General features: G+C 60.3%; 15 protein-coding genes. 10 read left to right on the plus strand and 5 right to left on the minus strand.

The features are described from left to right. Window positions 1–89: 89 nt before the first annotated feature. On the minus strand, window positions 90–950 hold the full coding sequence (locus tag KGB27_RS27895; RefSeq protein WP_177318169.1) for a MurR/RpiR family transcriptional regulator: 861 nt from the start codon (window positions 948–950) through the stop codon (window positions 90–92). Between the two features lie 242 nt (window positions 951–1,192). On the opposite strand from KGB27_RS27895, the gene zwf reads away from it, so the two are divergent. From zwf to KGB27_RS27915, 4 genes are all read left to right on the plus strand, one after another. Further along, a complete protein-coding gene (gene zwf / locus KGB27_RS27900) occupies window positions 1,193–2,662 on the plus strand; it encodes a glucose-6-phosphate dehydrogenase (RefSeq protein ID WP_008032976.1) in 1,470 nt (489 codons plus the stop codon). After that, window positions 2,649–3,362, plus strand: a complete 714-nt coding sequence (gene pgl, locus KGB27_RS27905) for a 6-phosphogluconolactonase (protein ID WP_008038595.1) — start codon at window positions 2,649–2,651, stop codon at window positions 3,360–3,362. The genes zwf and pgl overlap by 14 nt, the downstream gene beginning before the upstream one ends. Before the next feature lie 17 nt (window positions 3,363–3,379). After that, window positions 3,380–4,045 (plus strand): bifunctional 4-hydroxy-2-oxoglutarate aldolase/2-dehydro-3-deoxy-phosphogluconate aldolase, encoded by a 666-nt coding sequence (locus tag KGB27_RS27910; protein ID WP_008032978.1) that lies wholly within the window; start codon window positions 3,380–3,382, stop codon window positions 4,043–4,045. Window positions 4,046–4,310: 265 nt separating this feature from the next. Beyond that, window positions 4,311–5,036, plus strand: a complete 726-nt coding sequence (locus KGB27_RS27915; RefSeq protein WP_223481537.1) for an intradiol ring-cleavage dioxygenase — start codon at window positions 4,311–4,313, stop codon at window positions 5,034–5,036. A gap of 2 nt (window positions 5,037–5,038) precedes the next feature. Here KGB27_RS27915 and KGB27_RS27920 read toward each other — a convergent pair whose 3' ends face one another. Together KGB27_RS27920 and KGB27_RS27925 are read right to left on the minus strand one after the other, a co-directional pair. Beyond that, on the minus strand, window positions 5,039–6,220 hold the full coding sequence (locus tag KGB27_RS27920) for an aminotransferase class V-fold PLP-dependent enzyme (protein WP_223481536.1): 1,182 nt from the start codon (window positions 6,218–6,220) through the stop codon (window positions 5,039–5,041). A 9-nt stretch (window positions 6,221–6,229) separates the two neighbouring features. After that, a complete protein-coding gene (locus KGB27_RS27925) occupies window positions 6,230–6,466 on the minus strand; it encodes a DUF3820 family protein (protein WP_003213031.1) in 237 nt (78 codons plus the stop codon). Window positions 6,467–6,670: 204 nt separating this feature from the next. On the opposite strand from KGB27_RS27925, the gene KGB27_RS27930 reads away from it, so the two are divergent. The 4 genes from KGB27_RS27930 (at window position 6,671) to KGB27_RS27945 (ending at window position 10,348) form a co-directional block, all read left to right on the plus strand. Next, entirely contained in the window at window positions 6,671–7,138 is a 468-nt protein-coding gene (locus KGB27_RS27930) for a ferritin-like domain-containing protein (protein WP_207285449.1), read from the plus strand. Between the two features lie 157 nt (window positions 7,139–7,295). Continuing rightward, window positions 7,296–9,284: an FUSC family protein gene (locus KGB27_RS27935; protein ID WP_223557117.1), complete on the plus strand. Its 1,989-nt coding sequence runs from the start codon at window positions 7,296–7,298 to the stop codon at window positions 9,282–9,284. Continuing rightward, window positions 9,271–9,477: a DUF1656 domain-containing protein gene (locus KGB27_RS27940; RefSeq protein WP_207285447.1), complete on the plus strand. Its 207-nt coding sequence runs from the start codon at window positions 9,271–9,273 to the stop codon at window positions 9,475–9,477. The genes KGB27_RS27935 and KGB27_RS27940 overlap by 14 nt, the downstream gene beginning before the upstream one ends. 10 nt (window positions 9,478–9,487) lie before the next feature. Further along, window positions 9,488–10,348 carry an HlyD family secretion protein gene (locus tag KGB27_RS27945; protein WP_223449763.1) on the plus strand — a complete coding sequence of 287 codons (861 nt, stop codon included), beginning with the start codon at window positions 9,488–9,490 and terminating at the stop codon, window positions 10,346–10,348. 121 nt (window positions 10,349–10,469) lie between these two features. Here KGB27_RS27945 and KGB27_RS27950 read toward each other — a convergent pair whose 3' ends face one another. Both KGB27_RS27950 and KGB27_RS27955 read right to left on the minus strand, forming a co-directional pair. Continuing rightward, window positions 10,470–10,940, minus strand: coding sequence for a MaoC family dehydratase (locus tag KGB27_RS27950; RefSeq protein WP_008032990.1), 471 nt, complete (start codon window positions 10,938–10,940; stop codon window positions 10,470–10,472). A 41-nt stretch (window positions 10,941–10,981) separates the two neighbouring features. Then, complete coding sequence (locus KGB27_RS27955; protein WP_008032991.1) at window positions 10,982–11,926, minus strand: alpha/beta hydrolase; 945 nt, start codon at window positions 11,924–11,926, stop codon at window positions 10,982–10,984. A gap of 215 nt (window positions 11,927–12,141) precedes the next feature. Here KGB27_RS27955 and fadD2 point away from each other — a divergent pair, with 215 nt between their 5' ends. Further along, window positions 12,142–13,830, plus strand: coding sequence for a long-chain-fatty-acid--CoA ligase FadD2 (gene fadD2 / locus KGB27_RS27960; protein ID WP_008032992.1), 1,689 nt, complete (start codon window positions 12,142–12,144; stop codon window positions 13,828–13,830). A gap of 383 nt (window positions 13,831–14,213) precedes the next feature. Beyond that, the coding region (locus KGB27_RS27965) for a long-chain fatty acid--CoA ligase (RefSeq protein WP_223557132.1) at window positions 14,214–15,876 on the plus strand (1,663 nt) is incomplete at its 3' end.

Genomic DNA, 15,876 nt, shown 5'->3' on the forward strand with positions numbered 1-15,876 from the left:
AGCCTCGCTCCTACAGGTCACCCTGAACCTGTAGGAGCGAGGCTTGCCCGCGAAGACGGACTATCAGCCGACAAACTACTCAAACCTGATTAATTAAACTCATCCCCAATCGGATACCGGCTCGCATTCAAACTCTCTTTGATCTTGCGCAAATGCGGCTGGAAATCCACGCCACGGCGCAACGTCATGCCGGTCGCCAGCACGTCCAGCACGGTGAGCTGAATGATCCGCGAAGTCATCGGCATGTAGATGTCGGTGTCTTCCGGCAGTGGAATGTTCAGGCTCAAGGTACTGGCCTTGGCCAGCGGCGAACCTTCGGCGGTCAAGCCGAGCACCGATGCACCGTTTTCCCGGGCGATACGCGCCACTTCCACCAGCTCGCGGGTGCGGCCGGTGTAGGAAATGATCACGAACAACTCGCCCGTGTGGGCCACCGAGGCAATCATGCGCTGCATCAGCACGTCCGCATGGGCGGTGACGGCCAGGTTGAAGCGGAAGAATTTGTGCTGCGCATCCAGCGCCACCGGGGCTGAGGCGCCGAGGCCGAAGAAGTGGATCTGCCGGGCCTGGATCAGCAAGTCGACGGCGCGGCTGATCAGGTTCGGGTCCAGCGCCTGCAAGGCACTGTCCAGCGACGCGATGGCGCTGCCGAAAATCTTCTTGGTATAGGCTTCCGGATTGTCGTCGGCCTCGACCGCACGGCTGACATACGCCGCGCCACTGGCCAGGCTCTGGGCGAGCTGAAGCTTGAGTTCCGGGTAGCCGCTGACGCCGAACGAACGGCAGAAACGGTTGACCGTCGGCTCGCTGACCTTGGAGGCCTGGGCGAGGGCGGCGATGCTGAACCGGGTGGCCTGCTGTGGGTTGAGCAGGATCACTTCGGCGACTTTGCGTTCAGCCTTGTTCAGGTCTTCAAGGCGATTCTGGATCTGTTCCAGTAAATTTCGCACGCGGTCCATATGATTTCCTTGGTGCACCTACACGAGTGCACTGCGATGCAAATAAGGGTGTTGCTATGCAAATTGGGCCTTTGATAGGGCCCCAAGCGGTGGCCTATCCTACTGATGGCACCAACCGACCACCACTCGGAATCTGTATTTTGCGAAAATGTTGTGGTTATTACTACATTTTCTCTTGAGCGATGCCTTGAAAAAAGGTATTTGTAGCTTAACTTGATAAAAGAACAAACATCATGCCTTCGATTACGGTTGAACCGTGCACCTTTGCCTTGTTCGGCGCGCTTGGCGATCTGGCCCTGCGCAAGCTGTTTCCTGCCCTCTATCAACTCGATGGCGCAGGCCTGCTGCATGAGGACACGCGCATCATCGCGCTGGCCCGTGAGCCCGGTAGCGAACAGGAGCATCTGGCGTTCATCGCGTCCGAGCTGCGTCGCTACGTCGGGGCCAAAGAGCTGGACGAGGCGGTGGTCGAGCGCTTCCTGTCTCGTTTGAGCTACCTGCACGTCGATTTCCTCAAGGCTGACGATTACCTCGCCCTGGCCGAACTGGCCGGCAGCGCCCAGCGGGTGATTGCCTATTTCGCCACGCCGGCCGCCGTTTATGGCGCGATCTGCGAGAACCTGGCGAAGGTCGGTCTGGCCGAGAACACCCGCGTAGTGCTGGAAAAGCCGATCGGTTCGGACCTCGAATCCTCGCGCAAGGTCAACGACGCCGTGGCGCAGTTCTTCCCGGAGAACCGCACCTACCGCATCGACCACTACCTGGGCAAAGAGACCGTTCAAAACCTCATCGCCCTGCGTTTCGCCAACAGCCTGTTCGAAACCCAGTGGAACCAGAATTACATTTCCCACGTGGAAATCACCGTGGCCGAGAAGGTCGGGATCGAAGGCCGCTGGGGCTACTTCGACAAGGCCGGTCAGCTGCGGGACATGATCCAGAATCACCTGCTGCAACTGCTCTGCCTGATTGCCATGGACCCGCCGGCCGACCTGTCCGCCGACAGCATCCGTGACGAGAAAGTCAAAGTGCTCAAGGCGCTGGCGCCGATCAGTCCGGAAGGCCTGACCACGCAAGTGGTGCGCGGCCAGTACATCGCTGGTTACAGCGAAGGCAAATCAGTTCCTGGCTACCTGGAAGAACCGAATTCCAACACCCAGAGCGACACCGAAACCTTCGTCGCCCTGCGTGCCGACATCCGCAACTGGCGTTGGGCTGGCGTGCCGTTCTACCTGCGTACCGGCAAGCGCATGCCGCAAAAGCTGTCGCAGATCGTCATCCACTTCAAGGAACCGTCGCACTACATCTTCGCCCCGGAGCAGCGCCTGCAGATCAGCAACAAGCTGATTATCCGCCTGCAACCGGACGAAGGCATTTCCTTGCGTGTGATGACCAAAGAACAAGGTCTGGACAAGGGCATGCAGCTGCGCAGCGGTCCGTTGCAGCTGAATTTTTCCGACACCTGGCGCAGCGCACGGATCCCCGATGCCTACGAGCGGTTGTTGCTGGAAGTGATGCGTGGCAATCAGAACCTGTTTGTCCGTAAAGATGAAATCGAAGCCGCGTGGAAGTGGTGTGACCAGTTGATCGCCGGGTGGAAAAAATCCGGTGATGCGCCCAAGCCGTACGCGGCCGGGTCCTGGGGACCGATGAGCTCCATTGCTCTGATCACGCGGGACGGGAGGTCGTGGTATGGCGATATCTAATTTGCAATTGCCGCAGGGCGTCAGCGCCCATGCGTTCAAAAGCCCGGTGTTGCTGGCCGAAGGCCTGGCACTGCAGGTGGCCAGGCAACTGAGCGAGGCGATCGATGCTCGAGGCACGGCCACGCTGGTGGTGTCCGGCGGGCGCAGTCCGGTGGCGTTTTTCCAGCACCTGGCCAAGCAGACGCTGGACTGGTCGAACGTGGTGGTCAGCCTGGCGGACGAGCGCTGGGTGCCGGTTGAACATGCCGACAGCAATGCCGGTCTGCTCAAGCGTTACCTGTTGCAAGGCCCGGCGGCCAAGGCTCAGTTCCTGAGCCTGTACAGCGCCACCGCGAACCTGGAGCAAGCGGCCGAACAGGCTGATCGCCTGCTCGCCGAGCTGCCGACGATTGACGTGTTGGTGCTGGGCATGGGCGACGACGGCCACACCGCGTCGCTGTTCCCGAACAGCCCGAACCTGGCCGATGCCTTGAAAACCGACGGCAAGCGTCGTTGCTACCCGATGCTGGCGCCAACCGTGCCGCATCAGCGCCTGACCATGAGTCGTGCGCTGCTGGCCTCGGCCAAACACAAGATTCTGTCGATTTCCGGTCAGTCCAAGCTGACCACCCTGAGTTTCGCGCTGGCCGGTGACGATGTCGCCGAAATGCCGATCCGCGCGTTTCTGCAACCCACGTTAGAGATTTACTGGTGCCCATGAGCCAAGGAACAGCCGCTATGACAACCCCATCCCCGACCGTTTCCATGGCGGACAAAGTTGCCCTGATCGACAGCCTCTGCGCCAAGGCGCGGATTCTGCCGGTGATCACCATCGCTCGCGAACAGGACGTGCTGCCATTGGCCGACGCCCTGGCCGCCGGTGGTCTTACAGCCCTGGAAGTGACCCTGCGTTCGCAGTTCGGCCTCAAGGCCATCCAGATCCTGCGCGAGCAGCGTCCGGAACTGGTGACCGGTGCCGGTACCGTGCTCGATCGCCAGATGCTGGCCGCTGCCGAAGCCGCCGGTTCGCAATTCATCGTGACGCCGGGCATCACCCGTGACCTGCTCGAAGCCAGTGTCGCCAGCCCGATTCCACTGCTGCCAGGGATCAGCAACGCCTCGGGCATCATGGAAGGCTACGGTCTGGGCTATCGCCGCTTCAAGCTGTTCCCGGCGGAAGTCAGCGGCGGCGTTGCGGCAATCAAAGCCTTGGGCGGCCCGTTCGGCGAAGTGAAATTCTGCCCGACTGGCGGCGTCGGCCCGGCCAATATCAAGAGCTACATGGCGTTGAAAAACGTGATGTGCGTGGGCGGTAGCTGGATGCTTGATCCGGAGTGGATCAAGAACGGCGACTGGGCCCGCATTCAGGAATGCACCGCCGAGGCCCTGGCGCTGCTGGACTGACCTGCTTTTACCCAACACTTCGTTGTGTGTTCTACGGCTTTACGGTGCGCTTGGTCGGTGCACCGTTTTTTTTTGCCCAAAGAAAGCCCCCGTAGGAGCAAAGCTTGCTTGCGAAGGCGTCAGTCCAGTCACATCCGATGCTGACTGTACTGACGCCTTCGCAAGCAAGCTTTGCTCCTACAAGGACATCATGCGATACATAGTTACCGCATCTCGCCGCCGGTCCCGCGTTAACCTGCGTTCATCTTATGGAAGAGAGAACGTCATGGACGACAACACCTCAGTGACATCCGCACAACCGGCTTACCTGCTGTCACCCGAACAGATCGCCGGTCCGTATTTTCGCAACCCGAAACTGATCAGACGAAACATCAGCGAAGGCCTGGACGGTATTCCGCTGGTGCTGCGATTGACGATCATCGATGCAATGACCCGTGAGCCCGTCAACGGGGCCATCGTCGATATCTGGCATTGCAATGCCCGCGGTGCCTATTCGGGGTGGAGCAAAGTCAACCCGGACAAGGAAGTCGATGTCGGCGATATCGGCGCGATCCCGCGTACCGACGACGAAACGTATCTGCGCGGCGGGCAATTCACCGACCAGAAGGGCATCGTGCGTTTCACCACGATCTATCCTGGGTTCTATGCCGGTCGCGCGCTGCACATACACGTCGCGATTCGAGTGACCGCCGGCAACAACTATCTCGAAGAGCGCCACGTTGCCTGGGTCGGCCAACTGTACTTCCCCGAAGTGGCCTCGCGCTCGGTGCTCAATGCCAGGGAATACAGCGGCCGAACCGTCACCGCGCTGACCAACGACGAAGACTATTTCTACACCAGCATGGGCGGCGAAGCCTCGACCCTGAACGTTCACACCCTCGGTCGAGATTCGAAAGAAGACGGTTTTTTCGGGCAGATGACCATTGGCATCGACACGTTCGCGATTTCATCACAGCTCAAGCCGGAGGACTTCGACAAGTACACCGTGTGATGTCAGCGCAGCTCGTTCAGTGCCTCGCTCAGCGCATCCATGTCTGCTGCAGTGGTGGTCAGCCCCGGCGTGATGCGGATGCACGGGCCACTCGCTGCGCCGCTGCGCACCACGGTAAACAGGTTGAAGTCCTTGAGCAGCCGCCCGGCCATCGCTTGTTGGTCGGCATGCCGGGTAAAGCGCATCGACGTGATGCCGCAATACAGTCGCGGATCGTCCGGGGTCATGACGTCGATGCCCGGCAAGTCACGTACGGCGCTGACCCAGCGGTTGCGCAGGTAATTGAGCCGGGCGCCCTTGGCGGCGGAACCGCCCATCGCCCGATGTTCTTCGAACACCAGCGGCAGGGTCAGCAACGCCGGGATGTTGGGTGTGCTGTACGGCGTGCGGGCGCGAATGTCGGTGATCGGGAAATGCATCTCGCCCATGTCCGGGTCGATGTCGGCAAGGCGCTCCGGGGCGATGTAGATGAAGCCCAGGGTCAGCGGCGCACCGATCCACTTGTGCAGGTTGAAACCGGCGAACGCGATGCCGAGGTCATCGAGGCTGAACTCGATCTGGCCGAGCGCATGGGCGCCGTCGAGGATCACGTCGATCCCGTGTTCCCTGGCGGCGGCCGCAATCGCCTGCACCGGCATCACCAGGCCGGTGCGGTGAGTGACGTGAGTCAGGGCCATCAATTTGAGCTTTGGGTAACGCACGAAGGCGTCGCGGTAAGTCGCCAGCAGGCTGTCGAAACTGGCGGGGTGGGCGTGTTCGATCTCGATCACTTCCACGCCGCGATGCCGGGCCAGCCAACGCATGGCGCCTTTGACCGTGTCGTATTCCAGGTCGCAGATCAGCACCTGATCACCGGGTTGCAGGCGATTGTAATTGCGGATCAGCGATTGCAAACCGTCCGAGGCGTTGCGGGTGAAGGCGACGGATTCGGTTGTTACGCCCATCAGGTCGGCGAGACGTTTCACGATCGCGAGGTTTTCACCCTGTTCGAAACGCTGGCGCACATGCACCGAGTTGCCGCGGTTGATGAGTTCGATGTTGCGCTGGTATTCCTCGATCACCGTGCGCGACATGCGGCCGAAGTAACCGTTCTCGAGGTTGATCGGGCCGGGTTCGACGGCATAGCGGTCGGCAAAGGTTTGCCAGAACATTTCATCACGGGCACGGCGGGTGTTATCGGGCATGGGGACGGCTCAGTGGCGAGGGGCGGGTTTGCCGTGTTTGGCGCGCAGCGGTTCAAGCAGTTCCGACAAGCCGTTGTGATCGATTTCCTGCATCAGGGCCAGCAGCCCGCCCAGTTCGCCATGGGGGAAACCTTCCCGGGCAAACCAGTTCAGGTAGGGGCCGGGCAGGTCGGCAATGATGCGGCCCTTGTATTTGCCGAAGGGCATTTCGCGGGTAATCAGCAGTTCGAGTTTTTCAGGGTTCATCAATCGATCGTCTTGATTCAACAACCTTGGAAAATACAGGCATTCTGCATGCAGGCCAATTGACAGATCATGCAAAAAAAACGGATACAGATTTTCTCTTTAAAACTAAGTTGTTGAAAATTAACAAATAAATTATCAGTTCAAGGCTGGCATGCAGGGTGCAATACCTATTGCATCTTTCATCAACCCGCAAGGAATTGAAAAATGACCGACATTAATAAAGAAGCGATCTCTGTACTCAACGACCTGATTGAAACCAGCAAAGACGGTCAGGAAGGGTTCAAGACCTGCGCTGAAGACATCAAGCATCCAGAACTGAAAACCCTGTTCATCACTCGCTCGACCGACTGCGCCACTGCGGCTTCCGAACTGCAGGCTGCGGTACGTTCGATGGGCGGCGATCCGGAAACTTCCACCAGCGTCAGTGGTGACCTGCACCGCCGCTGGGTCGACGTGAAATCAGTATTCACCGGCAAGGATGAAGAAGCCGTTCTGAACGAAGCCGAACGCGGTGAAGACCATGCACTGAAGGCTTACCGGGAAGCCATCGAGAAAATCAACAAGCACAACCTGGTGGGCATTCGTGACCTGGTTGAACGTCAGTATCACGGTGTGCAACGCAATCACGATCAGGTGAAAGCCCTGCGCAACCAGGCTCGCGCACGCTCGTAAGCGCGTAAAGCCTGTCAAAAACGCCAGCCAGCCTGGCGTTTTTTTGTGCCTGGGTTTTAGCGCTGGACGCCTGATAGATAGCCAGCTAATAATTTGATTTACCGGTCACTTCGATGAACCCGACTATCGTTAAATCGTCCTTTCAAGAGTGCTTTACGTGCCTATCACTTTGCAGGCTTTATTCGCGCCTGACCGCCGCGCCTTGCAGTTCGCGATCAAGACGTTACTCGGTGGCGGCCTGGCATTGTGGCTGGCATTGCGCTGGGGCCTGGAGCAACCGGCCTGGGCGTTGATGACAGCGTTCATCGTCGCTCAACCGTTGTCCGGGATGGTGGTGCAAAAGGGTTTGGCGCGGCTGCTGGGGACGCTGATCGGGACGTTCATGTCGGTGGTGTTCATGGGCCTGTTCGCCCAGACGCCGTGGCTGTTTTTGCTGGCATTGGCGTTGTGGCTCGGGTTGTGTACGGCGAGTTCGACGCTGCTGCGCAGTGCCTGGTCCTATTCGTTTGTGCTGGCCGGTTACACGGTGGCGATCATCGCATTACCCGCCATCAGCCACCCGCTGACGGTGTTTGACCAAGCCGTGGCGCGCTGCACGGAAATCTGTCTGGGCATTCTCTGCGCCACCGCCGCCAGCGCGCTGCTATGGCCGATGCGGGTCGAACGGCAACTGGCGGACCAGGCGCGAACGGCGTGGCAGAGTGGGATGAACGCCGCACGCGCAACCCTGGCCGGCGACGGTCAGGCGCGCAAAGGACTGCTGGAAATCCTCGGCCGCATCGTCGCGGTGGATGCCCAGCGCGAACATGCCTGGTTCGAAGGCGGGCTGGGCCGGCAACGTGCGCGGGCCATCAGCGGATTGAGCCAGAAACTGTTGATGTTGCTGCGCATCGCACGCTCGGTGCGCCGGCAGTGGAAGCAGCTTGAACCGCAGGAAGCCGAGCAATTGATGCCGTGGATGAACGAGGTTCAGCAAGCGCTCGCCAGCCCGGACACCGCAATGCTGCAAACCTTGCGCCCGCGCTTGCTCGACGCCAGCCATGACCCGCAGATCAGCTCTGCGCAGAGTTACTGCCTGGTCCGTTTCACCCTGCTGATGGATACCGCGATGGCGGCGAGCGCGGCATTGACGGCGGTGGAGGAGGGCAAGGAAGCGGTCGACCCGCCGCGCACCCTGACACCGCATCGCGACCTGTCGTTGGCGCTGGTGTTCGGCGCGCGCAGTGCCTTGGCGTTTCTGGTGGTGTCGTGTTTCTGGCTGGCCACTGCATGGCCCGCCGCGTCGGGCGCATTGGTGCTGACGTGTGTGGTGTGCAGCCTGTTCGCCAGTCGCGAAAACGGCGCGCAAATTGGCATGAGTTTCATGCGCGGGATTTTTCTGGCGATCCCGGCGGCGTTTTTTGTCGGGCAGATTCTGCTGCCGCAATGGAGTGGTTTTGCGCTGCTCTGCATGGGCATGGGCGTGCCGTTGTTTTTCGGTGCGCTGGGCATGGCCAGGCCGCAGATCGGCGCCACGGCCACGTCGTTCTGTCTGCATTTCATCGTGCTGGTGTCACCGCTCAACGCGATGAAGTTTGATGTCGCGACGTTTTTCAACAGCGCTCAAGCCATGGTGGTGGGCGTCGGGGCGGCGGTGCTGGCCTTCCACTTGCTGATCCTGCGTAACCCGACGTGGCACGGACGGCGTTTGCTGGCGGCGACCCTCGACGACCTGGTACGCCTGACCCGGCGCAACCTGCGCGGTGCCGAAAGCTGGTTCGGCGGACGCATGGCCGACCGCTTGCTGCAACTGGCGCGGCACTACCCGGAGCTGCCGGAACCGGCGCGCAGCCGCTGGGACGACGGCTTGCTCGGTCTCGACATTGGCGACGAGCTGCTGCATTTGCGCTTGAGCCTGGCGGCGGCGCAGGCACCGGTCAATGCCGCGCAGCGGCGTTATCTCGAACAACTGGAAAACATCCTCGAACAAGGCCCGGCCGGCCACTGCGCGGATGCGCTGGAACAACCCAGCGAAGAATTCCTGAAAACCTTGTACGCGTTGCCACCCAGCGACCCGGTGAAACTGGCCCAGGGCGCGGTGCTGCAATTGCAGAACAGCTGGCGCGCCTGGTGCCGTCAACAGGAGCAAAGCCATGGGCTTGCGTGAATGGTCGGTGGGCGGCGTGCTGCTCAGTCCGTTTCTGATTTATGTGGTGCTGGCGCTGCTGGTCACCGGGGGCTTGCGCCTGCTGCTGCGCCTGACCCCGGCCGGTCGCTGGATCTGGCACGAAGCGTTATTCGATTGCGCCTTGTACGTCTGTGTATTGACCCTGATCACCGTCGTCCTCGGACCTTTATAAGGAGTTGAACATGCGTACACCCGTGCGTGTCGCGGTAACCCTGTGCCTGGTGGCGGTGGCGATTTTTGCCGGTTTCCATTTGTGGCAGTACTACATGCTCACGCCGTGGACCCGGGACGCGCGGATTCGTGCCGACGTGGTGGTCATCGCCCCGGATGTGTCGGGCTGGGTGCGTGAACTCAAGGCCTTCGACAACCAGCCGGTGAAGGCCGGCGATCTGTTGTTGAGCATTGACCGCGACCGTTTCGAAGCGGCGCTGGAGAAGGCGCAAGCGGTGGTGCAGACCCGTCAGCAGCAACTCAACCTGCGCGAGCGCGAAGCCAGCCGTCGCGCCAGCCTCGGCCCGCAAGCGATCAGTGCCGAGCTGCGCGAGAATGCGCAAATCAACGCCGGCATCGCTCGTGGCGAACTGCGTGAAGCCCAGGCCGAAGCCAAGGTCGCCGAACTCAACCTCGCCCGCAGTCAGGTCCACGCGCCGCGCAGCGGCCACATCACCAACCTGCGCCTGGCCCAAGGCAATTACGTGAATGCCGGGCAACCGGTGATGGCGTTGATCGATGATTCAACGTTTTATGTGCAGGCGTATTTCGAAGAAACCAAACTGCCGCGGATTCGCGTCGGCGATCCGGTGAAGGTCTGGTTGATGAGCGCGGGAGAGGCGCTGGAAGGGCAGGTGGAAAGCATCAGTCGCGGGATTACCGATCGCAACACCACGCCGGATGGGCAGTTGTTGGCGGAGGTGGAACCGACATTCAACTGGGTGAGACTGGCGCAGCGGATTCCGGTGCGAATCAAACTGGACAAGGTGCCCGAGGGGATCAATTTGAGTTCGGGGATGACGGCGAGTGTGCAGGTGCAGGAAGGACCATAAGATCAAAAGATCGCAGCCACTGTAGGAGCCGGCTTGCTGGCGATGGGATCAACGCGGTTTCCCTGAGATACCGAGGCGTACGCATCGCCAGCAAGCCGGCTCCTACAGTTGAGCGCCGTACTCAGCCGATGCTGATCGCCGGCAGACTAGTCAACGTCACGGTCTGCTGCTTACGCGGCGCCAGAATCTCCGCCTCGCCATCCACCACCAACTCATCGCGCTGGTTGAACACACGGGTGGCAATGCGCACACGGAATTTCGGCAACTTCTCCAGAATCTCCAGGCGAACCGTCAGCGTGTCGCCAAGCTTCACCGGCTTCTGAAAGCTCATCTGCTGACCGATATAAATAGTCCCCGGCCCAGGCAACTCGCAGGCAACTGCAGCGCTGATCAACGCGCCACTGAACATGCCGTGCGCGATGCGTTCCTTGAACATGGTGCCGGCGGCGAATTCGGCGTCCAGATGCACCGGGTTGTGGTCACCCGACATGGCGGCGAACAGCTGAATGTCACGCTCTTCGACCGTCTTGCTGTAGCTGGCGGTCTGGCCGACTTCGAGGGCTTCGTACGGGGTGTTGGTAACCTGGGTCATCTGTTTCAATTCCTGTGACAAATAAAAAAACCACAAAAAAACTATTCGGATCGGGGCGGGCGGCGGTGGCTCAGGGCTTGTGCGATCCAGCCCAGCACATCGGCCGTCACCTCATCGCGGTTGCTCTCGTTGAACAGTTCGTGCCGTGCCTGCGGGTAAATCGTCAGTTGCAGGCTCTGGCTGCCAGCGGCGCGTAGCGCATCGGCCAGATCTTTCAGACGCTTGCCTTCGCTCACCGGATCACATTCACCGCCTATCACCAGCAACGGCAGGCCCGGATCGATCTGAGCGAGATTGGACGCTTTGCTGATTTGCTGCAAGCCGCCGAGCAAATCGATCCACAGTTGGTTGGTGCAGCGAAAGCCGCAGAGCGGGTCGTTGGCGTACAGATCGACCTCCGCCGGGTCGCGGCTGAGCCAGTCGAACCGGGTGCGGGCCGGTTTGAAGGCCTTGTTGAACGAGCCGAACGACAGCCATTCGATCAGCGCGCTGCGGCCCTTCGGCCCTTGGCGCAGTCGTTCCAGGCGGGCAATCTGCCGCGCCGCACGATAAAGCGCCACGGGCTGGAAATTCGAACCGCTGAGCACCGCGCCGTGCAGGCTGGCGCTGTGATGCAGCAGATAAGCCTGGGCGATGTAGCTGCCCATGCTGTGGCCGAGCAGCACGATCGGCACGCCGGGATGATGCTGGCCAATGTGCTGATTGAGGCTGGCGAGGTCGCCGACCACCTTGCACCAGCCATCGTCGTCGGCGAAATGACCGAGTGTCCCGTTTTCGGCAGTTTTGCCATGTCCACGCAGGTCCGGCGCGTACACACCGTAGTCCTGTGCGCAGCACTTTTCTGCCAGGCGCGCATAGCGACCGCTGTGTTCGGCCATGCCGTGGGCCAGCAGGATCACCGCTTTCAACGGCGCTGCGGGCAGCCACTGGTTGACGAAGAGGCGGCTGCGGTCACTCGCGGTCAGCCAGAAGGTGTCGTGGATCATGGCGATTCCTTTGCATGGGCTCGGCCCATTGTATAGCGCATCCTGCGCTTGCCGTCTGATCAGGCCGCACCACGGCACCGAGATTCACACGGTCAATGACGGTTGTTGGCATATTTGCCTGATTCGCCATAGCTGCTAGTGTCCGTGAAGCTCCGCTTTTTCAAAGGTGACACAAAAGCGGCCCCGGATAGGTTCAGGTAAAGAGGACAAGAACAATGCAACCTGATTTCTGGAATGACAAACGCCCGGCCGGCGTACCCCTGGACATCGAACAAGGGGCTTACAAGTCGGTGATCGAGGTGTTCGAGCGTTCCTGCAAAAAATTTGCTGACCGCCCGGCCTTCAGCAACATGGGCGTCACCCTGACCTACGCCGAACTGGAACGCTACAGCGCCGCGTTCGCCGGTTACCTGCAAGCCCACACCGACCTGGAGCCCGGCGATCGCATCGCGGTGCAGATGCCCAACGTCCTGCATTACCCGATTGCCGTGTTCGGTGCGTTGCGCGCCGGGCTGATCGTGGTCAACACCAACCCGCTGTACACCGCGCGGGAAATGCGTCATCAGTTCAAGGATTCCGGTGCCCGGGCACTGGTTTACCTGAACGTATTCGGGCAGAAGGTCCAGGAAGTGCTGGCCGACACCGACATCCAGTACCTGATCGAAGCGAAAATGGGCGACCTGATGCCTGCCGCCAAGGGCTGGCTGGTCAATACGCTGGTCAGCAAGGTCAAGAAAATGGTCCCGGACTACGCCTTGCCGCAGGCGATCTCCTTCAGGAGCGCGCTGCGTCTGGGCCGGGGGCTGGGCATCAAGCCGTTGAACGCCGGCCTCAACGATATCGCCGTGCTGCAATACACCGGCGGCACCACCGGGCTGGCCAAGGGCGCGATGCTGACCCACGGCAACCTGGTGGCGAACATGCAGCAGGCGCGCGCCTGCCTCGGCCAGTTCGGCGCTGACGGTCAGCCATTGTTGCGCGAAGGGCAGGAGGTGATGATCGCGCCGCTGCCGCTGTACCACATCTATGCATTCACGGCGAATTGCATGTGCATGATGGTGACCGGCAACCACAACGTGCTGATCACTAACCCACGAGACATCAAGGGCTTCATCAAGGAGCTGAAAAACTGGCGGTTCTCGGCGTTGCTGGGGCTCAACACGCTGTTCGTCGCGTTGATGGACCACCCGGACTTCAAGACGCTGGATTTCTCCAGCCTCAAGCTCACCAACTCCGGCGGCACCGCGCTGGTCAAGGCCACCGCCGAGCGCTGGGAGCAACTGACCGGTTGCCGCATCACCGAAGGTTACGGCCTGACCGAAACCTCGCCGGTGGCCTGCACCAACCCGTACGGCGACAAATCGCGGATCGGCACGGTCGGCCTGCCGGTGCCGGGCACCACGTTGAAAGTCATCAACGATGAAGGCGTCGAGCAACCGTTGGGCGAGCGCGGCGAACTGTGCATCAAGGGCCCGCAGATCATGAAGGGCTACTGGCAGAAACCCGAAGCCACCGCTGAAGTGCTGGATGCCGAAGGCTGGTTCAAGTCCGGCGACATCGCGGTGATCGACCCGGACGGTTTTGTGCGCATCGTCGATCGCAAGAAAGACATGATCATCGTCTCGGGTTTCAACGTGTACCCGAACGAAATCGAAGACGTGGTGATGGCTCACCCGAAAGTCGCCAACTGCGCCGTCATCGGTGTGCCGGACGAACGTTCGGGCGAGGCGGTGAAGTTGTTTGTGGTGGCGCGTGAATCGGGGGTCAGCCTTGAAGAGTTGAAGGCTTACTGCAAGGAAAACTTCACCGCGTACAAAGTGCCCAAGCACATCGTGTTGCGTGAGTCGTTGCCGATGACGCCGGTGGGCAAGATTCTGCGGCGGGAGTTGCGGGATATCGCGTAACCGATAAATGGCCGCGCTTCGCACAGTTCGCGGGCAAGCCTCGCTCCTACAAGGTCAGTGTTGTTCATAAGGTAATGAACGACACAAAACCTGTAGGAGCGAGGCTTGCCCGCGAAGCTTTTAAGGCGGAGGCCCCGATTTTCGGGGCTTTCAGCGACATATAGGTTTTTTGCTCTAAAATGACCGCTTATCATTCTTGAGTCACTAATGTGACTGTAGAGGCCGCTTTTGGCTCTAGTCGGCCCTTGGCAAAGCTGCTACTCTCGGCGCGCTTTGTGACCTCTCGGCCTCTGTAAAAAGCCCAGACTCACCAATAATCAAACACCAATAATAATCGCATCAAATGCGGTATTTGAATTCGCGTTGCTGAGGAGTGGGCTTCCATGATCGAAGACTTCTGGAAGGATAAGTACCCTGCCGGGATTGCTGCCGACATCAATCCGGACGAGTATCCGAATATTCAGGCAGTGTTGAAACAGTCCTGCCAACGCTTCGCCGACAAGCCGGCATTCAGTAACCTGGGCAAGACAATCACCTACGGTGAACTGTACGAATTGTCCGGTGCCTTTGCCGCTTACCTGCAACAGCATACCGACTTGCAGCCGGGCGATCGAATCGCCGTGCAGCTGCCCAACGTCTTGCAGTACCCGGTCGCTGTGTTCGGTGCCATTCGCGCCGGGCTGATCGTGGTCAACACCAACCCGCTGTACACCGCGCGGGAAATGGAACACCAGTTCAACGACTCCGGCGCCAAAGCCCTGGTCTGCCTGGCCAACATGGCGCATCTGGCCGAGGCCGTCGTGCCGAAAACCGGCGTCAAGCACGTCATCGTCACCGAAGTCGCCGACCTGCTGCCGCCGCTCAAGCGCCTGCTGATCAACAGCGTCATCAAGTACGTGAAGAAGATGGTCCCGGCGTATCACTTGCCCAAAGCCATCAAGTTCAACGACGTGTTGAGCAAGGGCCATGGCCAGCCAGTGGCTGAAGCCAACCCGGCCAGCAGCGACGTGGCGGTGCTGCAATACACCGGCGGCACCACCGGCGTGGCCAAGGGCGCAATGCTGACCCATCGCAACCTCGTCGCCAACATGTTGCAGTGCAAGGCGCTGATGGGTTCCAACCTGAATGAAGGTTGCGAGATCCTGATCACGCCGCTGCCGCTGTACCACATCTATGCCTTCACCTTTCATTGCATGGCGATGATGCTGATCGGCAACCACAACATCCTGATCAGTAACCCGCGCGACCTGACGGCGATGGTCAAGGAACTGTCGAAGTGGAAGTTCAGCGGCTTCGTCGGCCTGAACACGCTGTTCGTGGCCCTGTGCAACAACGAAGGCTTCCGCAAGCTGGATTTCTCGGCACTGAAAGTCACCCTGTCGGGCGGTATGGCCCTGCAACTGGCCGCTGCCGAACGCTGGAAAGCGGTCACCGGTTGCGCCATCTGCGAAGGTTACGGCATGACCGAAACCAGCCCGGTGGCCACCGTGAACCCGATCCAGAATATCCAGATCGGCACTATCGGCATTCCGGTGCCGTCGACCCTGTGCAAAGTCATCGACGATGCCGGCGTTGAACAGCCGTTGGGCGAAATCGGCGAACTGTGCGTGAAAGGTCCGCAGGTGATGAAGGGCTACTGGCAGCGTCAGGAAGCCACCGACGAAATGCTCGACAGCGAAGGCTGGTTGAAGACCGGTGACATCGCGCTGATCCAGCCAGACGGCTACATGCGCATTGTCGATCGCAAGAAAGACATGATCCTGGTGTCCGGTTTCAACGTGTACCCGAATGAGCTCGAAGACGTGCTCGCGACCCTGCCGGGCGTGCTGCAATGCGCGGCCATCGGCGTGCCGGACGAGAAGTCGGGCGAGGCGATCAAGATTTTCATCGTCGCCAAACCGGGCGTGACCCTCACCAAAGAGCAAGTGATGGAGCACATGCGTGCGAACGTCACCGGCTACAAAGTGCCGAAAGCCGTCGAGTTCCGCGATGCGCTGCCGACGACCAACGTTGGCAAGATCCTGCGTCGGGAATTGCGTGATGAAG

It is taken from the genome of Pseudomonas sp. BF-R-01, from assembly GCF_019946615.1.
Taxonomy (GTDB): Bacteria; Pseudomonadota; Gammaproteobacteria; order Pseudomonadales; family Pseudomonadaceae; genus Aquipseudomonas; species Aquipseudomonas migulae.